16 protein-coding genes are annotated in these 15,496 nt (G+C 58.8%); 5 read left to right on the top strand and 11 right to left on the bottom strand.

The genetic code is table 11. The features are described from left to right. The first annotated feature begins 1 nt into the window (after position 1). Complete coding sequence (locus BM074_RS11305; protein WP_091922026.1) at positions 2 to 622, top strand: uracil-DNA glycosylase family protein; 621 nt, start codon at positions 2 to 4, stop codon at positions 620 to 622. A gap of 191 nt (positions 623 to 813) precedes the next feature. Then, positions 814 to 1,293: an Lrp/AsnC family transcriptional regulator gene (locus BM074_RS11300; RefSeq protein ID WP_027231714.1), complete on the top strand. Its 480-nt coding sequence runs from the start codon at positions 814 to 816 to the stop codon at positions 1,291 to 1,293. Between the two features lie 19 nt (positions 1,294 to 1,312). Here the strand turns inward: BM074_RS11300 and BM074_RS11295 are convergent, their stop codons facing one another. Beyond that, complete coding sequence (locus BM074_RS11295; protein WP_027231713.1) at positions 1,313 to 2,182, bottom strand: NAD(P)-dependent oxidoreductase; 870 nt, start codon at positions 2,180 to 2,182, stop codon at positions 1,313 to 1,315. 61 nt (positions 2,183 to 2,243) lie between these two features. On the opposite strand from BM074_RS11295, the gene BM074_RS11290 reads away from it, so the two are divergent. Then, the gene (locus tag BM074_RS11290) at positions 2,244 to 4,703 is read left to right on the top strand and encodes a penicillin acylase family protein (protein WP_091922024.1); all 2,460 of its coding nucleotides are present in this window, start codon (positions 2,244 to 2,246) and stop codon (positions 4,701 to 4,703) included. Positions 4,704 to 4,710: 7 nt separating this feature from the next. Here BM074_RS11290 and BM074_RS11285 read toward each other — a convergent pair whose 3' ends face one another. The 8 genes from BM074_RS11285 to moaA form a co-directional block, all read right to left on the bottom strand. Beyond that, positions 4,711 to 5,331: a glutathione S-transferase family protein gene (locus BM074_RS11285; RefSeq protein ID WP_027231712.1), complete on the bottom strand. Its 621-nt coding sequence runs from the start codon at positions 5,329 to 5,331 to the stop codon at positions 4,711 to 4,713. Positions 5,332 to 5,358: 27 nt separating this feature from the next. Continuing rightward, complete coding sequence (locus tag BM074_RS11280; protein WP_091922440.1) at positions 5,359 to 6,156, bottom strand: ABC transporter permease; 798 nt, start codon at positions 6,154 to 6,156, stop codon at positions 5,359 to 5,361. 41 nt (positions 6,157 to 6,197) lie between these two features. Next, a complete protein-coding gene (locus BM074_RS11275) occupies positions 6,198 to 6,911 on the bottom strand; it encodes an ABC transporter permease (RefSeq protein WP_027231710.1) in 714 nt (237 codons plus the stop codon). Positions 6,912 to 7,033: 122 nt separating this feature from the next. Beyond that, positions 7,034 to 7,825, bottom strand: a complete 792-nt coding sequence (locus BM074_RS11270; protein ID WP_027231709.1) for a transporter substrate-binding domain-containing protein — start codon at positions 7,823 to 7,825, stop codon at positions 7,034 to 7,036. A 223-nt stretch (positions 7,826 to 8,048) separates the two neighbouring features. After that, entirely contained in the window at positions 8,049 to 8,576 is a 528-nt protein-coding gene (gene mobB, locus BM074_RS11265) for a molybdopterin-guanine dinucleotide biosynthesis protein B (RefSeq protein WP_091922022.1), read from the bottom strand. Next, positions 8,573 to 9,202, bottom strand: a complete 630-nt coding sequence (gene mobA / locus BM074_RS11260) for a molybdenum cofactor guanylyltransferase MobA (protein WP_244532818.1) — start codon at positions 9,200 to 9,202, stop codon at positions 8,573 to 8,575. The genes mobB and mobA overlap by 4 nt, the downstream gene beginning before the upstream one ends. A 2-nt stretch (positions 9,203 to 9,204) precedes the next feature. Beyond that, positions 9,205 to 10,128, bottom strand: coding sequence for a DMT family transporter (locus BM074_RS11255; protein WP_162737169.1), 924 nt, complete (start codon positions 10,126 to 10,128; stop codon positions 9,205 to 9,207). An 86-nt stretch (positions 10,129 to 10,214) separates the two neighbouring features. Next, entirely contained in the window at positions 10,215 to 11,204 is a 990-nt protein-coding gene (gene moaA, locus BM074_RS11250) for a GTP 3',8-cyclase MoaA (protein WP_091922437.1), read from the bottom strand. Between the two features lie 194 nt (positions 11,205 to 11,398). On the opposite strand from moaA, the gene BM074_RS11245 reads away from it, so the two are divergent. Beyond that, entirely contained in the window at positions 11,399 to 11,773 is a 375-nt protein-coding gene (locus tag BM074_RS11245) for a gamma-butyrobetaine hydroxylase family protein (protein WP_091922018.1), read from the top strand. 224 nt (positions 11,774 to 11,997) lie between these two features. After that, positions 11,998 to 13,917: a L,D-transpeptidase family protein gene (locus BM074_RS11240; protein ID WP_091922016.1), complete on the top strand. Its 1,920-nt coding sequence runs from the start codon at positions 11,998 to 12,000 to the stop codon at positions 13,915 to 13,917. A gap of 1 nt (position 13,918) precedes the next feature. On the opposite strand, the gene BM074_RS11235 is transcribed toward BM074_RS11240, so the two are convergent. Further along, positions 13,919 to 14,662 carry a proteasome-type protease gene (locus tag BM074_RS11235; protein WP_027231702.1) on the bottom strand — a complete coding sequence of 248 codons (744 nt, stop codon included), beginning with the start codon at positions 14,660 to 14,662 and terminating at the stop codon, positions 13,919 to 13,921. A gap of 32 nt (positions 14,663 to 14,694) precedes the next feature. Further along, positions 14,695 to 15,492, bottom strand: a complete 798-nt coding sequence (locus BM074_RS11230) for a transglutaminase family protein (protein WP_091922436.1) — start codon at positions 15,490 to 15,492, stop codon at positions 14,695 to 14,697. Between the last annotated feature and the right edge of the window lie 4 nt (positions 15,493 to 15,496).

Raw genomic sequence — 15,496 nt, 5'->3', positions numbered from 1 at the left:
AATGTCCGCCGTAGACCTTGGCGCGCTTTCGGCCGAGATCAAGACGTGCCGGATTTGCCGGGATGCTCCGCGCTACGGCCCGGCGCTGCCGCATGAGCCAAACCCGGTCTGCATTCTTTCATCCACGGCGCGCATTGCCATTTGCGGGCAGGCGCCCGGCATTCGCGTGCACAATTCTGGAATCCCGTTCAATGACCCTTCGGGTGACCGGCTGCGCGAGTGGCTGGGTGTCGACCGGACGACTTTCTATGATCCCGGCAAATTCGCCATCGTGCCGATGGGCTTTTGCTTTCCCGGCTATGATGCGCATGGCAGCGACCTGCCGCCAAGGCGCGAGTGCAGGGAAACCTGGCACGAGCGCGTTTTCCGCTCGATGCCGCAACTCGAACTGATCTTGACGATCGGCCAATATGCTCAGGCCTATCACCTTCGTGACCGGCGCCGGCGCGGCATGACGGCGACGGTTCTGAACTGGCAGGATTACTTCGTCGCAAGCACCAGTCCGGCAATTTTGCCGCTGCCGCATCCATCCTGGCGCAATAGCGGGTGGCTGAAGAAAAACCCATGGTTCGCAGATAACGTTCTTCCGGCGCTGCGGGAGAAGGTCAGGATTCTAACTTAGTGAATATATGCACGAAATTTTTTTGAGAATTGCAAAGATTGGAATAATTTTCTTGTACGCTGGATGATTATCAGACCATAAAGTATCTCATTCCAGAGCATGAGCCAAAACCGAACGGTTTGTGCGCAAATTCAAACAATACTGCGTTGTTTGTGCGGCCAGCGGGCAGCGCGCAGTAAGGGGAACACGCAATGGACAGACTCGACCGGAAGATCCTTCGCCTTTTGCAGGAAGACGCAACGCTCGCGGTGGCGGATGTCGCCAAGAAGGTGGGGCTTTCGACGACGCCGTGCTGGCGGCGCATCCAGAAGCTCGAGGAAGACGGCGTGATCCAGCGCCGCGTCGCCATCCTCGATCCCGTGCGCGTCAATACGCGGGTGACTGTTTTCGTCTCGATTCGGACCGGCTCGCACTCGAACGAGTGGCTGAAACGCTTTTCGGAGGTGGTGCAGGACTTCCCCGAAGTCGTTGAATTTTATCGCATGAGCGGCGACGTCGATTATCTCCTGCGCGTGGTCGTGCCGGATATTGCCGCCTATGACGCCGTTTATAAGCGCCTGATCACCAAGATCGACATTCGCGACGTTTCCTCGGCTTTCGCCATGGAGCAGATCAAATACACGACGGAATTGCCGCTCGACTATATGAGCATCGAGAAGGAGCCGGCCTGAGTTCAGGCCGGGTTCTCGCCTATTTCTCGAGCCGCGCCAGGAGCGATGACGTATCCCAGCGGCTGCCTCCGATTTCCTGCACGTCCTTGTAGAACTGGTCGACCAGCGCAGTAACCGGCAGCTTGGCCTTGTTGCGTTCGGCTTCCGCCAGGCAGATGCCAAGATCCTTGCGCATCCAGTCCACGGCGAAGCCGAAATCATACGTGCCGGCATTCATGGTCTTGTGGCGGTTTTCCATCTGCCAGGATCCGGCCGCGCCCTTGGAAATGACCTCGATCACCTTTTCGATGTCGAGACCGGCCTTCTTGCCGAAGTGAATTCCCTCGGCGAGGCCCTGGACGAGGCCGGCGATGCAGATTTGGTTGATCATCTTGGTGAGTTGCCCCGCACCGGCAGAACCCATGAGGCCGACCATCTTTGCAAATGATTCAATGACCGGCTTTGCCTGCTCGAAGGCGTCCGCTTCGCCGCCGACCATCACCGTCAGAGCACCGTTTTCCGCGCCTGCCTGTCCGCCCGAAACCGGCGCATCGAGAAAGTGGAAGCCTCGCTTGCGCGCTTCCGCATCGAGTTCACGGGCGACTTCAGCTGAGGCCGTCGTATTGTCGATAAAGATTGCGCCCTGCTTCATCCCATGAAAGGCGCCGTTTTCGCCGATTGTCACGGAGCGCAAATCGTCATCATTACCGACGCAGGAGAAGACGAAATCCTTGCCTTCTGCGGCTGCCGCAGGCGTCGGCGCGTGACTGCCGCCAAATGCGTCGGCCCATTTCTCCGCCTTCGCATTGTTGCGGTTGAAGACAGTAACATCATGGCCGCCGCGTGATTTCAGGTGACCGGCCATCGGGTAGCCCATGACGCCGAGGCCAATAAAAGCGACTGTTGCCATTGCGTAAATTCCTCTGTCAGATAGGTCGTTGTGTAAGTGTGCTTCGGGGGACGTTAGGACAATGCGGCGTATCATCAAAGGCCTATTGTGGATTGTCTTCTCGCTCATCCCCATAGCATTGCTTGCTTCAGTCCTCGCCTATGTCTGGTTTGCCCGCTCGGTTACGCCGGCCGCAGGCGAAGCGACACTTGCGGGCCTGTCAGCGCCCGTCAGCGTTACCCGCGACAGGAATGCCGTTCCGCACATAAGCGGCAGCTCGGTCGAGGATGTGCTGATGGCGCTCGGTTTCGTCCATGCCCAGGAGCGCATGTGGCAGATGGAAATGAACCGCATGGCGGGGCAGGGCCGGCTTTCCGAGACATTCGGCGACAAGACCATTTTCACTGATCGCTTCATCCGGTCGATTGGTCTTTACGAATCGGCTAAAAGCTCGGTCGCATCTCTGGACGCGGCGGATCGTGGCAAGATCGACGCCTATGTGCACGGAATCAATGCGTTTATCGATAGCGCGCCGCCGACGTTCGGCTCCAAATACTCACCGGAATTCGTAATCCTTGGTCACAAGCCGGAGAAATGGACGGCTGCGGACGTCATCGTAATCCTGAAGCTGATGTCGGTGTCGCTCGGCGCCAATATCGATGACGAAGTCCTGCGCCTGAAATTCGCCCGGCTCGGGATGAGCGATGCGGAGATCACCGATCTCGAGCCGCCGGTCGAGGGCGATACGCCGCCGCCGCTCCCGGATCTGCGGCAGATACTCGGCCTTCAAACCGGAACGTTGAAAGCCGGAGCATCGGAAGCCGAACGCCGCTACGCCGCGCTCAACGACGTCGTCTCCACTGGAGCATCGAACAACTGGGTCGTCGGCGGTGCACGCACCGAAACCGGCAAGCCGATTCTCGCCAATGATCCGCATCTTGGCTTGAGCGCGCCCGCCATCTGGTATCTCGCTCATCTGCAGGTGAAAGCGGGCGACGGCACGGTAAAGAACCTCGTCGGCGTTACATTGCCCGGCGCGCCGCTTGTCCTGCTTGGGCGCAATGACAAGCTGGCATGGGGTTTCACCAATGCCGGCGCCGACGTACAGGACCTCTTCGTTGAAAAGATCAATCCAGCCAATCCGGACGAGTATCAGACACCGCAGGGTTTTCAGGCCTTCGACAAGAAAAGGGTCGACATCAAGGTGAAGGGCGGAGAGAGCGTCAGCTTCGACCGTCTCGCGACGCGCCACGGCCCCGTCCTCCCCGCCGATTATCGCGGCCTCGACCATTACATGCCGGAAGGCACGGTCGCGGCCCTGTCATGGACCGCGCTATCGGGCGACGACAAGACGATCGCGGCGGGCTTCAAGCTGTGGGATTTTGCAACGGTCAGCGACTTCCAGAATGGCATGCAGGATTTCATCACACCGATGCAATCGATCGTTATCGCCGATGTCGACGGCAATATCGGGATGATTGCGCCCGGAAGGGTGCCGGTGCGCGATCCCGCCAACCAGATCATGGGGCGAACTCCATCGCCGGGCTGGGATGCTACCTACGATTGGAAGGGCTTCATTCCCTATGGCGAACTGCCACGCATCGACAGTCCAGCCGATAATGTGCTCGCCACCGCCAACACCAAGATCGTCGATTCGAGCTATCCGCATTTCCTCACCTTCGACTGGGATGAGCCCTGGCGGCTCAATCGCATCAAGACCCTGGTGTATGGCGCAGACGGACAAACGCTGGAGAGCAATCGCAAGGTGCAGGGCGACGCCCGCAGCGATGGCTTTGCAGTGCTCCTGCCGGTGATGCTAAAGGCCCTGGAAGGCCGCAGCGACGTTGATCAGGATGCTTTGGCAAGGCTCAAGGGTTGGGACTTCGTCGAGGATCGCGCCAAAATAGAACCGTTGCTCTTCAATGTCTGGCTGCGCATTGCGATCAAGCGCATTCTCGAGGACGATCTCGGCGATGCGCTGCCCTCCTATTGGCAGGCCCATGTCACCGCCATGCTGCGCTGGCTTGGACCAGGGGCGGCACGCGACTGGTGCGATGACCGGCGGACCCCGGAGAAGGAAAGCTGCGGCGACATTCTGGCGCTGTCGCTCAAGGATGCGCTCAAGGATCTCGAAACGCGGCTCGGATCGGATCGCAAGGCGTGGACCTATGGCGCGCTGCATTATGCCTATGGGGCGCATCGGCCGTTTTCGCAGGTCAGCCCGCTCGACCGGATATTCAATGTGACCGTCCCCGTATCCGGCGGGGCCTTCACGCTCGACCGCGGCAAGTTTGCCTACACCGACGAGAGCAATCCCTACCGGGTGACCCACGGCACGAGTTACCGTGGATTGTTCGATCTAGCCGATCTTGACCGCTCGACCTACATCCAGACGACAGGTCAGTCGGGTAACGTGTTCTCGTCAAACTATCGCGACTTTGCCGAGACATGGGCAAACACCGGAGCAATCACCATCCCGACCGACGAGACCGCCTATCAGGATGGTTTGCTGGGCGTGTGGAGGCTGAAGCCGGGGAAGTGAGAACGGTTCAAGTCAGAGGCGTCATCACGGACTTCTGATAGGCCGGGCGCTGTTTCAGCCGTTCATACCAGGCGGCAAGGTTGGGATGGTCGGGCCTTTCGATCGGCATTTCGAACCAGGCATAGGCAACGCAACCGAGCGGAATATCGCCGACGCCGAGCGTCTCGCCTGACAGGTAGGGGCTGCGCGCCAGCGCTGCGTCGACAATGGCGAAGAGCCGTGAGCACTCTTCAACGCCCTTGGCTTTTGCCGCGTGATCCTGTTCCTCGGGCCGCAGGCGAACCGTGTTCCAGAAAACGGGCCGGAATGGTCCGGCCAGCGTCGATATCTGCCAGTCCATCCAGCGCTCGGCAAGCGCCCTTGCCGCTGGATCGGCCGTTAAGAGCGACGATTGACCGTACTTGGCGGCAAGATAGCGCACGATGCTATTGCTTTCCCAAAGCACGAGGTCGTCATCCTCAAGCGTCGGCACGAGGCTGTTGGGGTTCTTGGCCCGATACTCGGGATCGGCGACGATTCCATAGGCGCCGCCGGCGGGGATGTTCTCATAGGCGACGCCGACTTCTTCGGCGGCCCATAGCGCTTTCTTGACATTGGTCGAATTGATGCGACCCCAAATCTTCAACATGGCCGGAAATCACTTCTGCACGGGAGTTTATCGGATGAGATGGCGCGTGATGCGTCGCTCCATCCAATCCCATACGTGGCGCAGGATTTCCACCAAAATAAGATAGATGATGGCTGCCCAGAGATAGGCCTGAAAGTCGAAGGTGCGGGAATAGGCAAGGCGGGTATAGCCCATCAGGTCGTAGACCGTGATCAGCGCGACGATAGCCGAGCCCTTGATCATCAGGATCACTTCATTGCCATAGGGACGCAAGGCGACGATCAGTGCTTGCGGCAGGATCACCTTGCGGAAGGTGACGAACTTCGAGACGCCGAGTGATGCGGCACCTTCCCATTGGCCAAGTGGGACGCTTCTGATGGCGCCGCGCAGGATTTCCGCCTGGTAGGCTGCAGTGTTCAGCGAGAAGGCGAGCAAAGCGCAGTACCAGGCCTCACGCAGGAAGACCCAGAGGCCGATCGCCTCCAGAAACGGCTTGAATGAACCGAGGCCGTAATAGATCAAAAACACCTGCGCTATCAGCGGCGTGCCACGGAAGAAATAAACATAGCCATAGGCAATCGACGCGATAATGCGGTTTTTGCTCAACCGGCCTAGGACAACCGGTACCGACAGAATCGCGCCAAGGATGATCGACGCCGTGACAAGGCCGATCGTTGTTTTCAGACCGGCCCAGTAGCTCGGCGCATATTTCCCGATGACCTCCGGATCCCAGGCGGTATAAAGGTAAAATACAAGGCCGAGGATCAGAGCGGCCCACAGCGCCACCAGCGCGTTACCGATGATGCGTGGTTTCGTCCAGCGCCGGGGTGGGGCAGGCGGGCGCATCGTTGTCGTTGTCGGCGCCGGCGCGTTGATAAAGGTCTGGGTCATCGCTTCACCCCGCTCTTGGCAGCCCAGCGCTCAATGCCGTCAATGAAGAAGGAAGAGACGACAGCGAGGACAAGATAGATCATGCAGGCTGTGCCGAAGAACAGGAAAGCATGCTTGGTTACCCGGGCCGCAACGCCAGTCTGGCGCAATATGTCGGCAAGGCCGATGGCGGAAACGAGCGCTGTATCCTTGAGAAGGATCATCCAGAGGTTGGCAAGGCCAGGCAGCGCGATACGGATCAACTGCGGCAGGATGACCTTGCGCATCGTCTGGCCGTTTGAAAGGCCGATGGCATAGCCGCCCTCATATTGGCCTTTCGGGATTGCCCGAAACGACGAGAGGAACACCTCACTGGCATAGGAAGAAAACACCACGCCAAGCGCGAACATGCCGGCGATAAACGAATTGATTTCAACGGTACCGGTATAGCCGACAAGCACCGCGAGTTTCTGGATACCGATCTGCGCACCGAAATAGACGACGAACAGCGTGAGCAGTTCGGGCAGGCCGCGGAATATTGTCGTGTACATGTTGGAGGCAAGCCTGACCGACGGTTCGGGCGATTGCTTACCAAGGGCAACAAAGAAACCGATCACCAGCCCCACGGGCAGTGTCGCCAGCGCCAAACTTACCGTCACGAGGACACCGCTGGCAATGCTCGGGCCCCATCCGCCCTCGCCAAAACCGAGTAATGCTATTGAGCCTTCCATAGGCGACTTTCTTTTTCGCGGGCAATTCCCCAAGGCCCTTTAGTCCGGCCTGCCCGTCATTCTTGGAAGATCGGTGAATGGCGGCTGACCGCCATTCACCTTTTTATGTCAGGTCAAACGGCTCAGTTCTCGCCGCCGTAAACGTCGATCTTGAAGTACTTGTCGTTGATTTCCTTGTACTTGCCATTCGCGCGAATGGCTGCGATCGCGGCAGTGAACTTGTCGGCGAGGGCGGTGTTGCCCTTCTTGACGGTTACGCCGGCACCTGGGCCGTGGATCGCCGGGTCAGGCGTGACCGTGCCAAGGAGCTTGCAGCATGCGCCCGCATCGCTATCGAGCCACTGGCCGAGAACGACCACGTCATCCATGACCGCATCGACGCGGCCGTTGGAAATGTCGAGCTTGTACTCATCGGCAGTCGGATACATCTTCACCTCCGAACCGGCATATTTGGACTGCGCATAGTTTGAATGGCTGGTCGAAGCCTGAACGCCGAGGGTCTTGCCCTTCAGTGCTTCCGGAGTGATGTCCTTGACGTCGGAATCCTTCGGAACTGCAATGCCGGGGGGCGTATTGTAGTACTTCTTGGAGAAATCTACCTTCTGGAGGCGTTCGGGCGTGATCGACATGGACGCGATGATCGCATCGAACTTGCCGGCCTGCAGAGCCGGGATCATGCCGTCCCAGTCCTGTGATACCCAGGTGCACTGCGCCTTCATTTCTTCGCACAGCGCATTGCCGATATCGATGTCGAAGCCTACGAGCTTGCCATCTGGGGTGAGGTTGTTGAAGGGCGGATAAGCGCCTTCGGAAGCAATCGTCAGTTTCAGGGCGTCCTCTGCGTGGGCCGCACCCATTGTGAAAGCAATGGCTGCAGCGGAAAACGCAAGTGCCAGACGCTTGGTGATACGCATATATTTGAACCTCTCTATTATGGCCCGGCTGTTCCCCTGTTTCTTTTTGAACAGCCTTCCGGGCAAGTCGCAGCTGTTACTGCTCCTGGCGCGATATTCCCACTAGTTTTTGAAGAATTGCAACCGGGAATCGTTCGCTGGCGCGCAAATCCGGCGAGCCCAATCGCATTAAAATTGGCATCTGATACTTTTGTTGCGCGCGTTTCGGTTGAAACGGCATTTTCTAACTCGGATCGCGCGAAAGTTGCATTTCACGTTCGATCATATCGGCAAGGCCGGCAATGTCATCGAGATCAAAAACGGGGATCGTCTCGCCGCTGATCGCATGATCGCTGGCAATTGCGACGATGGTCGGGTCGTCGGTCGACAAGGGATCCGTCGATCGGGCATCCAGCCTTCTCGCTTCGATTTTCTTGTGGTGCTCACGCTTGTACCCTTCAACAAGGACGAGATCGCAGGGGGCGAAGCGGGCGATGATTTCAGCGAGGGTGGGTTCCGCTTCTTCCGACAATTCATGCATCAGCGCCCAGCGCCGGTCGGAAACGATGGCGACCTCTCCGGCGCCCGCTTTCCGGTGGCGCCATGAGTCGGTGCCCTCCTTGTCGATATCGAAATCATGGTGAGCATGTTTTACCGTCGACACTTTCCAGCCGCGCCTGACAAGTTCGCTGACGAGCTTGACCGCCAACGTCGTCTTGCCGGAATTCTTCCAGCCGGTAATGCCGAAAATGCGGTGATCGCTAGGGTTCATTCCGCTGTCTTCCAATGCTGTCGCGCAGCCGCGATATCTGCTGGCGTATTGATATTGAAGAACGGGTCGAATGGATCGCCTGTCCGCGCCCTGACGAGCGGAAATTCCACAACCCGGTGCGGATGCCGTTGCAGCCAAGCGGTAACCCTGCGATTGGCAGGATCGTCGAGCCAGTGCTTCAGATCGGATCGCAGCGACACCGGCCAAAGGCCAAAGGTAGGGTGAACCCGGCCGCCCGAGGCTGCAATGCCTATGTGGCGGTCTGCATCAAGGATCGTCTGACTGATCCTGGCCAAAAGCTCATCGGGGAAGAAGGGCGTATCGGTGGCGACGGAAAGAATGTGCGAGAACGGGAGCGGCTGTGCTGCCGCCCATTCCATGCCCGCATGGATGCCGGCGAGAGGGCCGGCGAACCCGTGAATGTCGTCGGCAATCACCGGAACATTGAGGTCGGCGAAGCCCGCGGTATCGGCGTTGCTGTTGAGGGCGATCGTTTCGACCTGGCGCGACAAGCGCTCGTGAACATGGTCGATGAGCCGGCGATCGCCGAATGGCAGCATGGCCTTATCCCGGCCATTCATGCGGCGCGACTGGCCCCCGGCGAGAATGATGCCTGCAATGCGCACCGCTAAACTCCATCCGGCGATGTTCTTGCCGCGGCCGCCGCAATTTCGACTGGCTTCATACGGCCGACGATCTGCTCACGGTAGAGCGTGTAGAGTCCGCTGCCAATGACAATGAGCGACCCGACAATCATCGGGACATCGGGCAGGTCGTCAAAGAACAGGAAGCCGAGGAGGATCGCCCAGAGCAGGCTGGTATATCGAAACGGGGCGATGAACGAGATCTCGCCTTCACGCATGGCGAGGATGAGAAAATGATAGGCGACGATGACACAGCAGGCCGCAAGCGTCAGCAGCATCGTATTCATCAATGACATCGGCTTCCAGCCGCCGAGCGGCCCGATCATGGCAACGCCGGCAAGCGATACGCCGATGGATGTCAGCGCCGAAATCATGAGCACCGGGATGGTCTTCGGCACCTTGCGCGTGGCAAGGTCGCGCAGCGCCGCGAAAATGACGGTGACGACGATGAGCAGGATATAGGGGCTGACGCCTTCGCCGCCTGGACGCACAATGATCAGCACCCCACAGAAACCGACAGCGATGGCGACCCAGCGGCGCCAGCCCACCGGCTCGCCGAAGAAAATCGCCGCGCCCATGGTAACGGCAAGCGGCAGCGCCTGCAGGATTGCGGAGGTCAGCGCCAGCGGAACATGAACAAGCGCGACGAGGAAGCTCACGGTTCCAACGACTTCGCCGATCACCCTGACAATGGTCATCCTGTGCAGCGCCTCGCGGAGCGGAATGAGCATGCCCTTGTGCCATGCGAGCGCCAGGATGAGCACGGTGGCGATCGAGCCGCGCACCAGCATGACCTGGCCCATATTCATATGTTCGCCGACATATTTCACCGTCGCGTCGTTGAAGGTGAAGCTGGCCATGCCGATGGCCATGTAAATCGCGCCGCGCAGATTGGGAGATAATGCCAAGACTTCTATCCGAAATTGCAGCGATCCTCCTCCGGAATCGCAAGGATTGATATATCAGCCTATATCAATCCGCGCATTCGGAATTATCAGCCGCCGGTAACGCTCATATGGCGGGAGACAGCAGGGCGGTTGTGGCGGCGATCGATGATGAAGTCGTGACCCTTGGGCTTGCGGCCGATGGCCTCGTCGATGACATCGTCGAGAAGGCCGTTGCCTTCGGATGCCCGCAGCGGCGCACGCAAATCCGCGGCGTCTTCCTGTCCGAGGCACATATAGAGCGTGCCGGTACAGGTGAGGCGGACACGATTGCAGCTCTCGCAGAAATTGTGGGTCATCGGCGTGATGAAGCCTATGCGGCCGCCGGTTTCCTCGACCTGCGCATAGCGCGCCGGACCGCCGGTCTTGTAGGCGATGTCATGCAGCGTGAATTCTTCGGCAAGTTTCGAACGCACCAGCGACAGTGGCAGATATTGGTCCGTTCGGTCGAGATCGATCTCGCCCATAGGCATCGTCTCGATCAATGTCAGATCCATGCCGCGGCCATGGGCCCAGCGGATCATCTCAGGTATTTCGTGATCGTTGAAACCTTTGAGTGCAACCGCGTTCAGCTTGATCTTGATGCCGGCAGCCTGTGCCGCATCGATACCCTCCATGACGCGGCCCAAATCGCCCCAGCGGGTGATTTGACGAAACTTGTCCGGATGGAGTGTATCGAGCGATACGTTGATGCGCCTGACGCCGTGATCGGCGAGCTCGGCGGCAAAGCGTGCCAGCTGCGAGCCGTTCGTCGTCAGGGTTAACTCCTCCAGCGCGCCGGAGCGAAGGTGGCGCGACAATTCGCCGATCAAATGCATGATGTTCTTGCGGACAAGCGGCTCGCCGCCGGTCAGCCGCAGCTTCCTGACGCCGCGCTCGATGAAGGCCGTGCACAAGCGATCGAGTTCCTCGAGCGTCAGCAGATCCCGCTTCGGCAGGAATGTCATGTGCTCGGACATGCAATAAGTGCAGCGAAAATCGCAGCGGTCCGTCACCGAAACCCGCAAATAGCTGATCGTTCGACCGAATGGGTCGACCATTGGTGCCTGAATGCCGGGTCTTTCGAGCAGTGAAACGTGATCCACGAGCTTCCTCCTGAAGGAGAGATAAGGTGCGGCCGCTTGCTTGTCCAGTCATCGCCGCTAGCATGCTGTTTCAATGAAAACTATACGCCGACTTGCAGGCCGCCTTGCGCATGCTACACAAGGGTGGCGAATGTTGAGGATTATACACCATGACGAGTGCCTGGCCGAAAGAATTGCGTGTTGCCAAGGACCGCCGGTCGCTGACGGTCAGCTTCGACAATGGCGAGACTTACATTCTTTCCGCCGAATTTCTGCGGGTTGCTTCGCCGTCGGCCGAAGTGCAGGGGCACTCGGCTGAGCAGCGCGTTACGGTGCCCGGCAAGATCAATGTCGCGATCATGAAAATGGAGCCCGTCGGCAATTATGCCGTCCGAATCATTTTCGATGACATGCATGACACAGGTTTATTTAGCTGGGATTACCTGATTGAACTCGGGCGCAACAAGGACGACCGCTGGCAGTCCTATCTAGACGAACTTGCTGAAAAGGGCTTGAGGCGCGAGCCGGCAATTCGGCCGCACTGACACCACCATACGCCGTGTCGGCGGGTTATTTCTGCTTCGCCACCGTGAAAAATCGCCTGTGTCGAAATCGGCACACGGGGCAAAATTGTGCCGTCCAAGAATAATCAAACGATCGATGGGCATTGTTAAAAGATTCTAAATAGGATGCGATGAAACTGGCCGAACACCAAATCAGAGGCCGGCCCATGATACACCCGTGGGCAAGTACCATCCGGGCGGACATCATGAATTCCTATTCCAAAAAACGTGCGATCTTTTTGGCTGCGATGCTTTCGGCAACAACCATTCCGCTGTCGCCGGCATCTGCCGCAAACAATCTGATGGAGCTGTTGTTCGGCCAGCGCCGCGTCGAGTCGCAGCCAGTCGTCCAGCCACGCGCGCTTCGGCCGGGCGAGGCGCCAGGAGAGGCAAGGCGCCCATCCGTACCGATCAAGCGCGTGACTGTCACCGCACCGACAAATTACGATTATAAGCCGGAGCAGGTAACTCAGATCGACTTCTCTAAGGTTGATCCGCAACTGACGGCGTCCGCGGATCACGGCATTGTGTCGCCACCGCAGATGGAGCGTTTCGGGCTAAAGCTCGACCACTTCAAGGAAGCGCATGTCCTGGCGGAAAAGAACATTGCTGATGCTGTCGTCTCCTATTATTCCGCCAAGCAGCAGCCGATCTGGACCGCTTCCTATGATGTCAGCCCCAAGGCAAAGGCCGTCATGGCGCTGTTTGCCAAGGCGGGCGAAGAGGGGCTCGATCCGGCCGACTATGCCGTCAAGATGCCCTCAGACGACTATGACCGCAGCGATATCCCGGCCCGGCTGAAAGAACTCGCGGATTTCGAGCTGACGCTGTCGGCGCGCGCACTTCGCTATGCGATGGATCAGGGCGACGGCCGCATCAATCCGAACCGCCTCAGCGGCTTTCATGATTTTGCTGTGGACCGCGTGCAACCCCGCGACGTGATGAATCAGCTTGCCACCGCCAGCGATCCGGCCGTGGTGCTCGCCGGCTTTGCACCACAGAGCAAATGGTACGCCGAACTGAAACAGAGCCTCGCCGCGCTTGGCGATGCGTCGGAGCCGACCGTCCGCGTCGCACCCGGCACCAAGATCCGTCCGGGCGACGACAATCCGGAATTGCGCAATGTGGTGACGTTGATCAAGGCGAAGGCGCCGAAATCTTATCTTCTCACGCACGAGGCCGTCCTCGATGCCCACGAGAATGCCAGCGTCTACGACGAGAGCCTCGTCGAGGCCATCAAGGATTTCCAGCGTGATCAGGGACGCAAGCCGGATGGCGTGATCGGCACCAGCACGATCGGAGCGCTTCAGGCTGAATCGAACACGTCGAAGCGCGACCGCATCGTCTATTCCATGGAGAGGTTGCGCTGGCTGCCGCATGATTTCGGCCACCGTTATGTATTCGTCAATCAGCCGGCCTTTCGCGCCCAGTATTTCGATGGCGGCACCGAGAAGCTGGCGATGAATATCGTCGTCGGATCGCCGACCAACCAGACCTACTTCTTCAACGACACCATCGAAACCGTTGTTTTCAATCCTTCCTGGGGCGTGCCGCGCTCGATCATCCTCAACGAGATGATGCCGAAAATCCTCAACAATCCGTCCTATCTCGAAAGCAGCGGCTACGAGGTCTACGACAAGTCGGGACGCGTCATTCCGTCAAGTGCGGTGAACTGGTCGCAGGTTGCCGCCAACGGTGGCGGCGTCGGCATTCGCCAGAAGCCGAGCCTCGACAATGCTCTCGGCGAACTCAAGATCCTGTTCCCCAATAGCCACGATATCTACATGCACGACACGCCGGCGAAGTCCTATTTCAAGCGGGACATGCGCGCGCTCAGCCATGGCTGCATCCGTCTTGAACACCCGCGCGACATGGCTGCAGCCGTGCTTGGCATGTCGGTCGCGGACCTGACGCCGTATTTCGGCAAGAACGAGCGCAGCGTAAAGGTCGCCAACCCGCTGCCGGTCTATGTCTCGTACTTCACCGCCTGGCCGGATGCGGCAACGGGCGAAATCAAGTTTTACGACGATGTCTATGAGCGCGACGCCTATCTACAGAAGGCGATCGACAAGACGCGGGCGGTGCGTGAGTCAAGTCCGGTCACCGCGCAGACGGCGAAGCTCTGACCTAATGTCCCCTGGGCTCGATTTCGAAGGGCGGCAGGCTTTGCAGCGCAAGCTTCAAGGCCTGCGACCAGCCATCTGAAATCATTTCATAATAGGGATCGTGACGTTCCACGCGTCGTTCGAAACCAAGCCTGAAACTGTCGGCCTGGTAGAATTGCAGATCGAGCGGCAGGCCAACGGAAAGATTGGATTTCAGCGTGGAATCGAATGAAACCAAAAGCAGCTTGGTCGCTTCCTCGAAGGTCATGGCCGGATCATAGGAGCGGACGATGATCGGCTTGCCGTATTTGTGCTCGCCGATCTGGAAAAATGGCGTATCCGGCGTCGATTCGATGAAGTTTCCTTCGGGGTAGATCAGAAACAGGCGCGGATCGCCGCCCTTGATCTGGCCGCCGAGGATAATCGAGGCGCCGAACGAATCGGCGCGCTGCCCACTGGCGCCCACCTCGTCGATGACGTGGCGGATTGTATCGCCGACGAGGCGGGCGGTCTGGAACATTGACGGCATGTCGTAGATGCTGGGCGCCCGTTCGGACGGCATCTTGGTACGTTCGTTGAGAATGCTGATGACGGCCTGCGTGGTGGCAAGATTGCCGGCCGATAGCAAGGTGATGACCCGATCGCCAGTCTTGGCCCAGGTGTACATTTTCTTGAATGTCGAAATATTGTCGACACCCGCATTGGTTCTCGTGTCGGACATGAACACGAGGCCGCGGTCTAGTTTGAGCCCCACGCAATAGGTCATAATCAATCCCAGATTCTAAAAGCCAGAGCCGATTACTGCTCCACATTAACCTCGACGGCAAGTGATTCAATGCCGGGCCCCATGCGTATACCTGAAATCGGCGCCGCCTCGCGATAATCCAGCCCGCAGGCGATGCGCACATAGGTCTCATTCGGGCACAGATCGTTGGCGGCGTCGAAACCGACCCAGCCAAGCCCGTCGATATGCACCTCCGCCCAAGCGTGGCTCGCCGTCTGTTCAATCGTGTGATTGAGCATCAGGTAGCCAGAGACGTAGCGGGCGGGGATGCCGAGCAGGCGCGCCGTCGCAAGAAAGATGTGCGTATGATCCTGGCATACGCCCTTGCCGTTAAGCAGCGCCTCTTCTGCCGTCGTCGTGATCGTCGTCGAACCCGGCGTGTAGGCGACCCGTTGGTTCAGCACACCCATGAGTTGATGCATGAGAGGCAGCCGCTCGAGGCTGCTGTCGAGATCGGCGGCGAGAGCGCGGATCGCATCTCCGGCCTTGGTCAGAGCGGTATCGCGTTCGTAGAGCCAGATCGGCATGAAGTTATAGACCTTGCCGAGCACGCCAGCTTTATCTTCGGTCTCGACCTGGCCCATGGCACGGATGACGAGGCGTTCTGTATCGCGCTGCAGGCGGATCAGCATGGTGCGGTTGCCGTAACCGTCGCGGTAATTTGCCTCTTGTGTCGCTCCCTCCACTTGCACAGACCAGTCGATGACTTTCTGGCCCGGTCCGCTTTGTGGATGCATGCGCAGCCGCAGAACCGAATAATGTACGGGAGCGTCATAATGATAGCTGGAAATGTGCTGGATGTTGAGAAGCATGATC

This window comes from Phyllobacterium sp. CL33Tsu (assembly GCF_900113985.1).
Classification (GTDB): Bacteria; Pseudomonadota; Alphaproteobacteria; order Rhizobiales; family Rhizobiaceae; genus Phyllobacterium; species Phyllobacterium pellucidum.
This window is presented reverse-complemented; position numbering and strand designations above follow the sequence as displayed.

Bases quoted from the DNA above. Each gene is read 5' to 3' on its own strand.
- BM074_RS11305 (WP_091922026.1), top strand. From the start codon at position 2: ATGTCCGCCGTAGACCTTGGCGCGCTTTCGGCCGAGATCAAGACGTGC.
- BM074_RS11300 (WP_027231714.1), top strand. From the start codon at position 814: ATGGACAGACTCGACCGGAAGATCCTTCGCCTTTTGCAGGAAGACGCA.
- BM074_RS11295 (WP_027231713.1), bottom strand. From the start codon at position 2,182: ATGGCAACAGTCGCTTTTATTGGCCTCGGCGTCATGGGCTACCCGATG.
- BM074_RS11290 (WP_091922024.1), top strand. From the start codon at position 2,244: ATGCGGCGTATCATCAAAGGCCTATTGTGGATTGTCTTCTCGCTCATC.
- BM074_RS11285 (WP_027231712.1), bottom strand. From the start codon at position 5,331: ATGTTGAAGATTTGGGGTCGCATCAATTCGACCAATGTCAAGAAAGCG.
- BM074_RS11280 (WP_091922440.1), bottom strand. From the start codon at position 6,156: ATGCGCCCGCCTGCCCCACCCCGGCGCTGGACGAAACCACGCATCATC.
- BM074_RS11275 (WP_027231710.1), bottom strand. From the start codon at position 6,911: ATGGAAGGCTCAATAGCATTACTCGGTTTTGGCGAGGGCGGATGGGGC.
- BM074_RS11270 (WP_027231709.1), bottom strand. From the start codon at position 7,825: ATGCGTATCACCAAGCGTCTGGCACTTGCGTTTTCCGCTGCAGCCATT.
- mobB (WP_091922022.1), bottom strand. From the start codon at position 8,576: ATGAACCCTAGCGATCACCGCATTTTCGGCATTACCGGCTGGAAGAAT.
- moaA (WP_091922437.1), bottom strand. From the start codon at position 11,204: ATGGTCGACCCATTCGGTCGAACGATCAGCTATTTGCGGGTTTCGGTG.
- BM074_RS11245 (WP_091922018.1), top strand. From the start codon at position 11,399: ATGACGAGTGCCTGGCCGAAAGAATTGCGTGTTGCCAAGGACCGCCGG.
- BM074_RS11240 (WP_091922016.1), top strand. From the start codon at position 11,998: ATGAATTCCTATTCCAAAAAACGTGCGATCTTTTTGGCTGCGATGCTT.
- BM074_RS11235 (WP_027231702.1), bottom strand. From the start codon at position 14,662: ATGACCTATTGCGTGGGGCTCAAACTAGACCGCGGCCTCGTGTTCATG.
- BM074_RS11230 (WP_091922436.1), bottom strand. From the start codon at position 15,492: ATGCTTCTCAACATCCAGCACATTTCCAGCTATCATTATGACGCTCCC.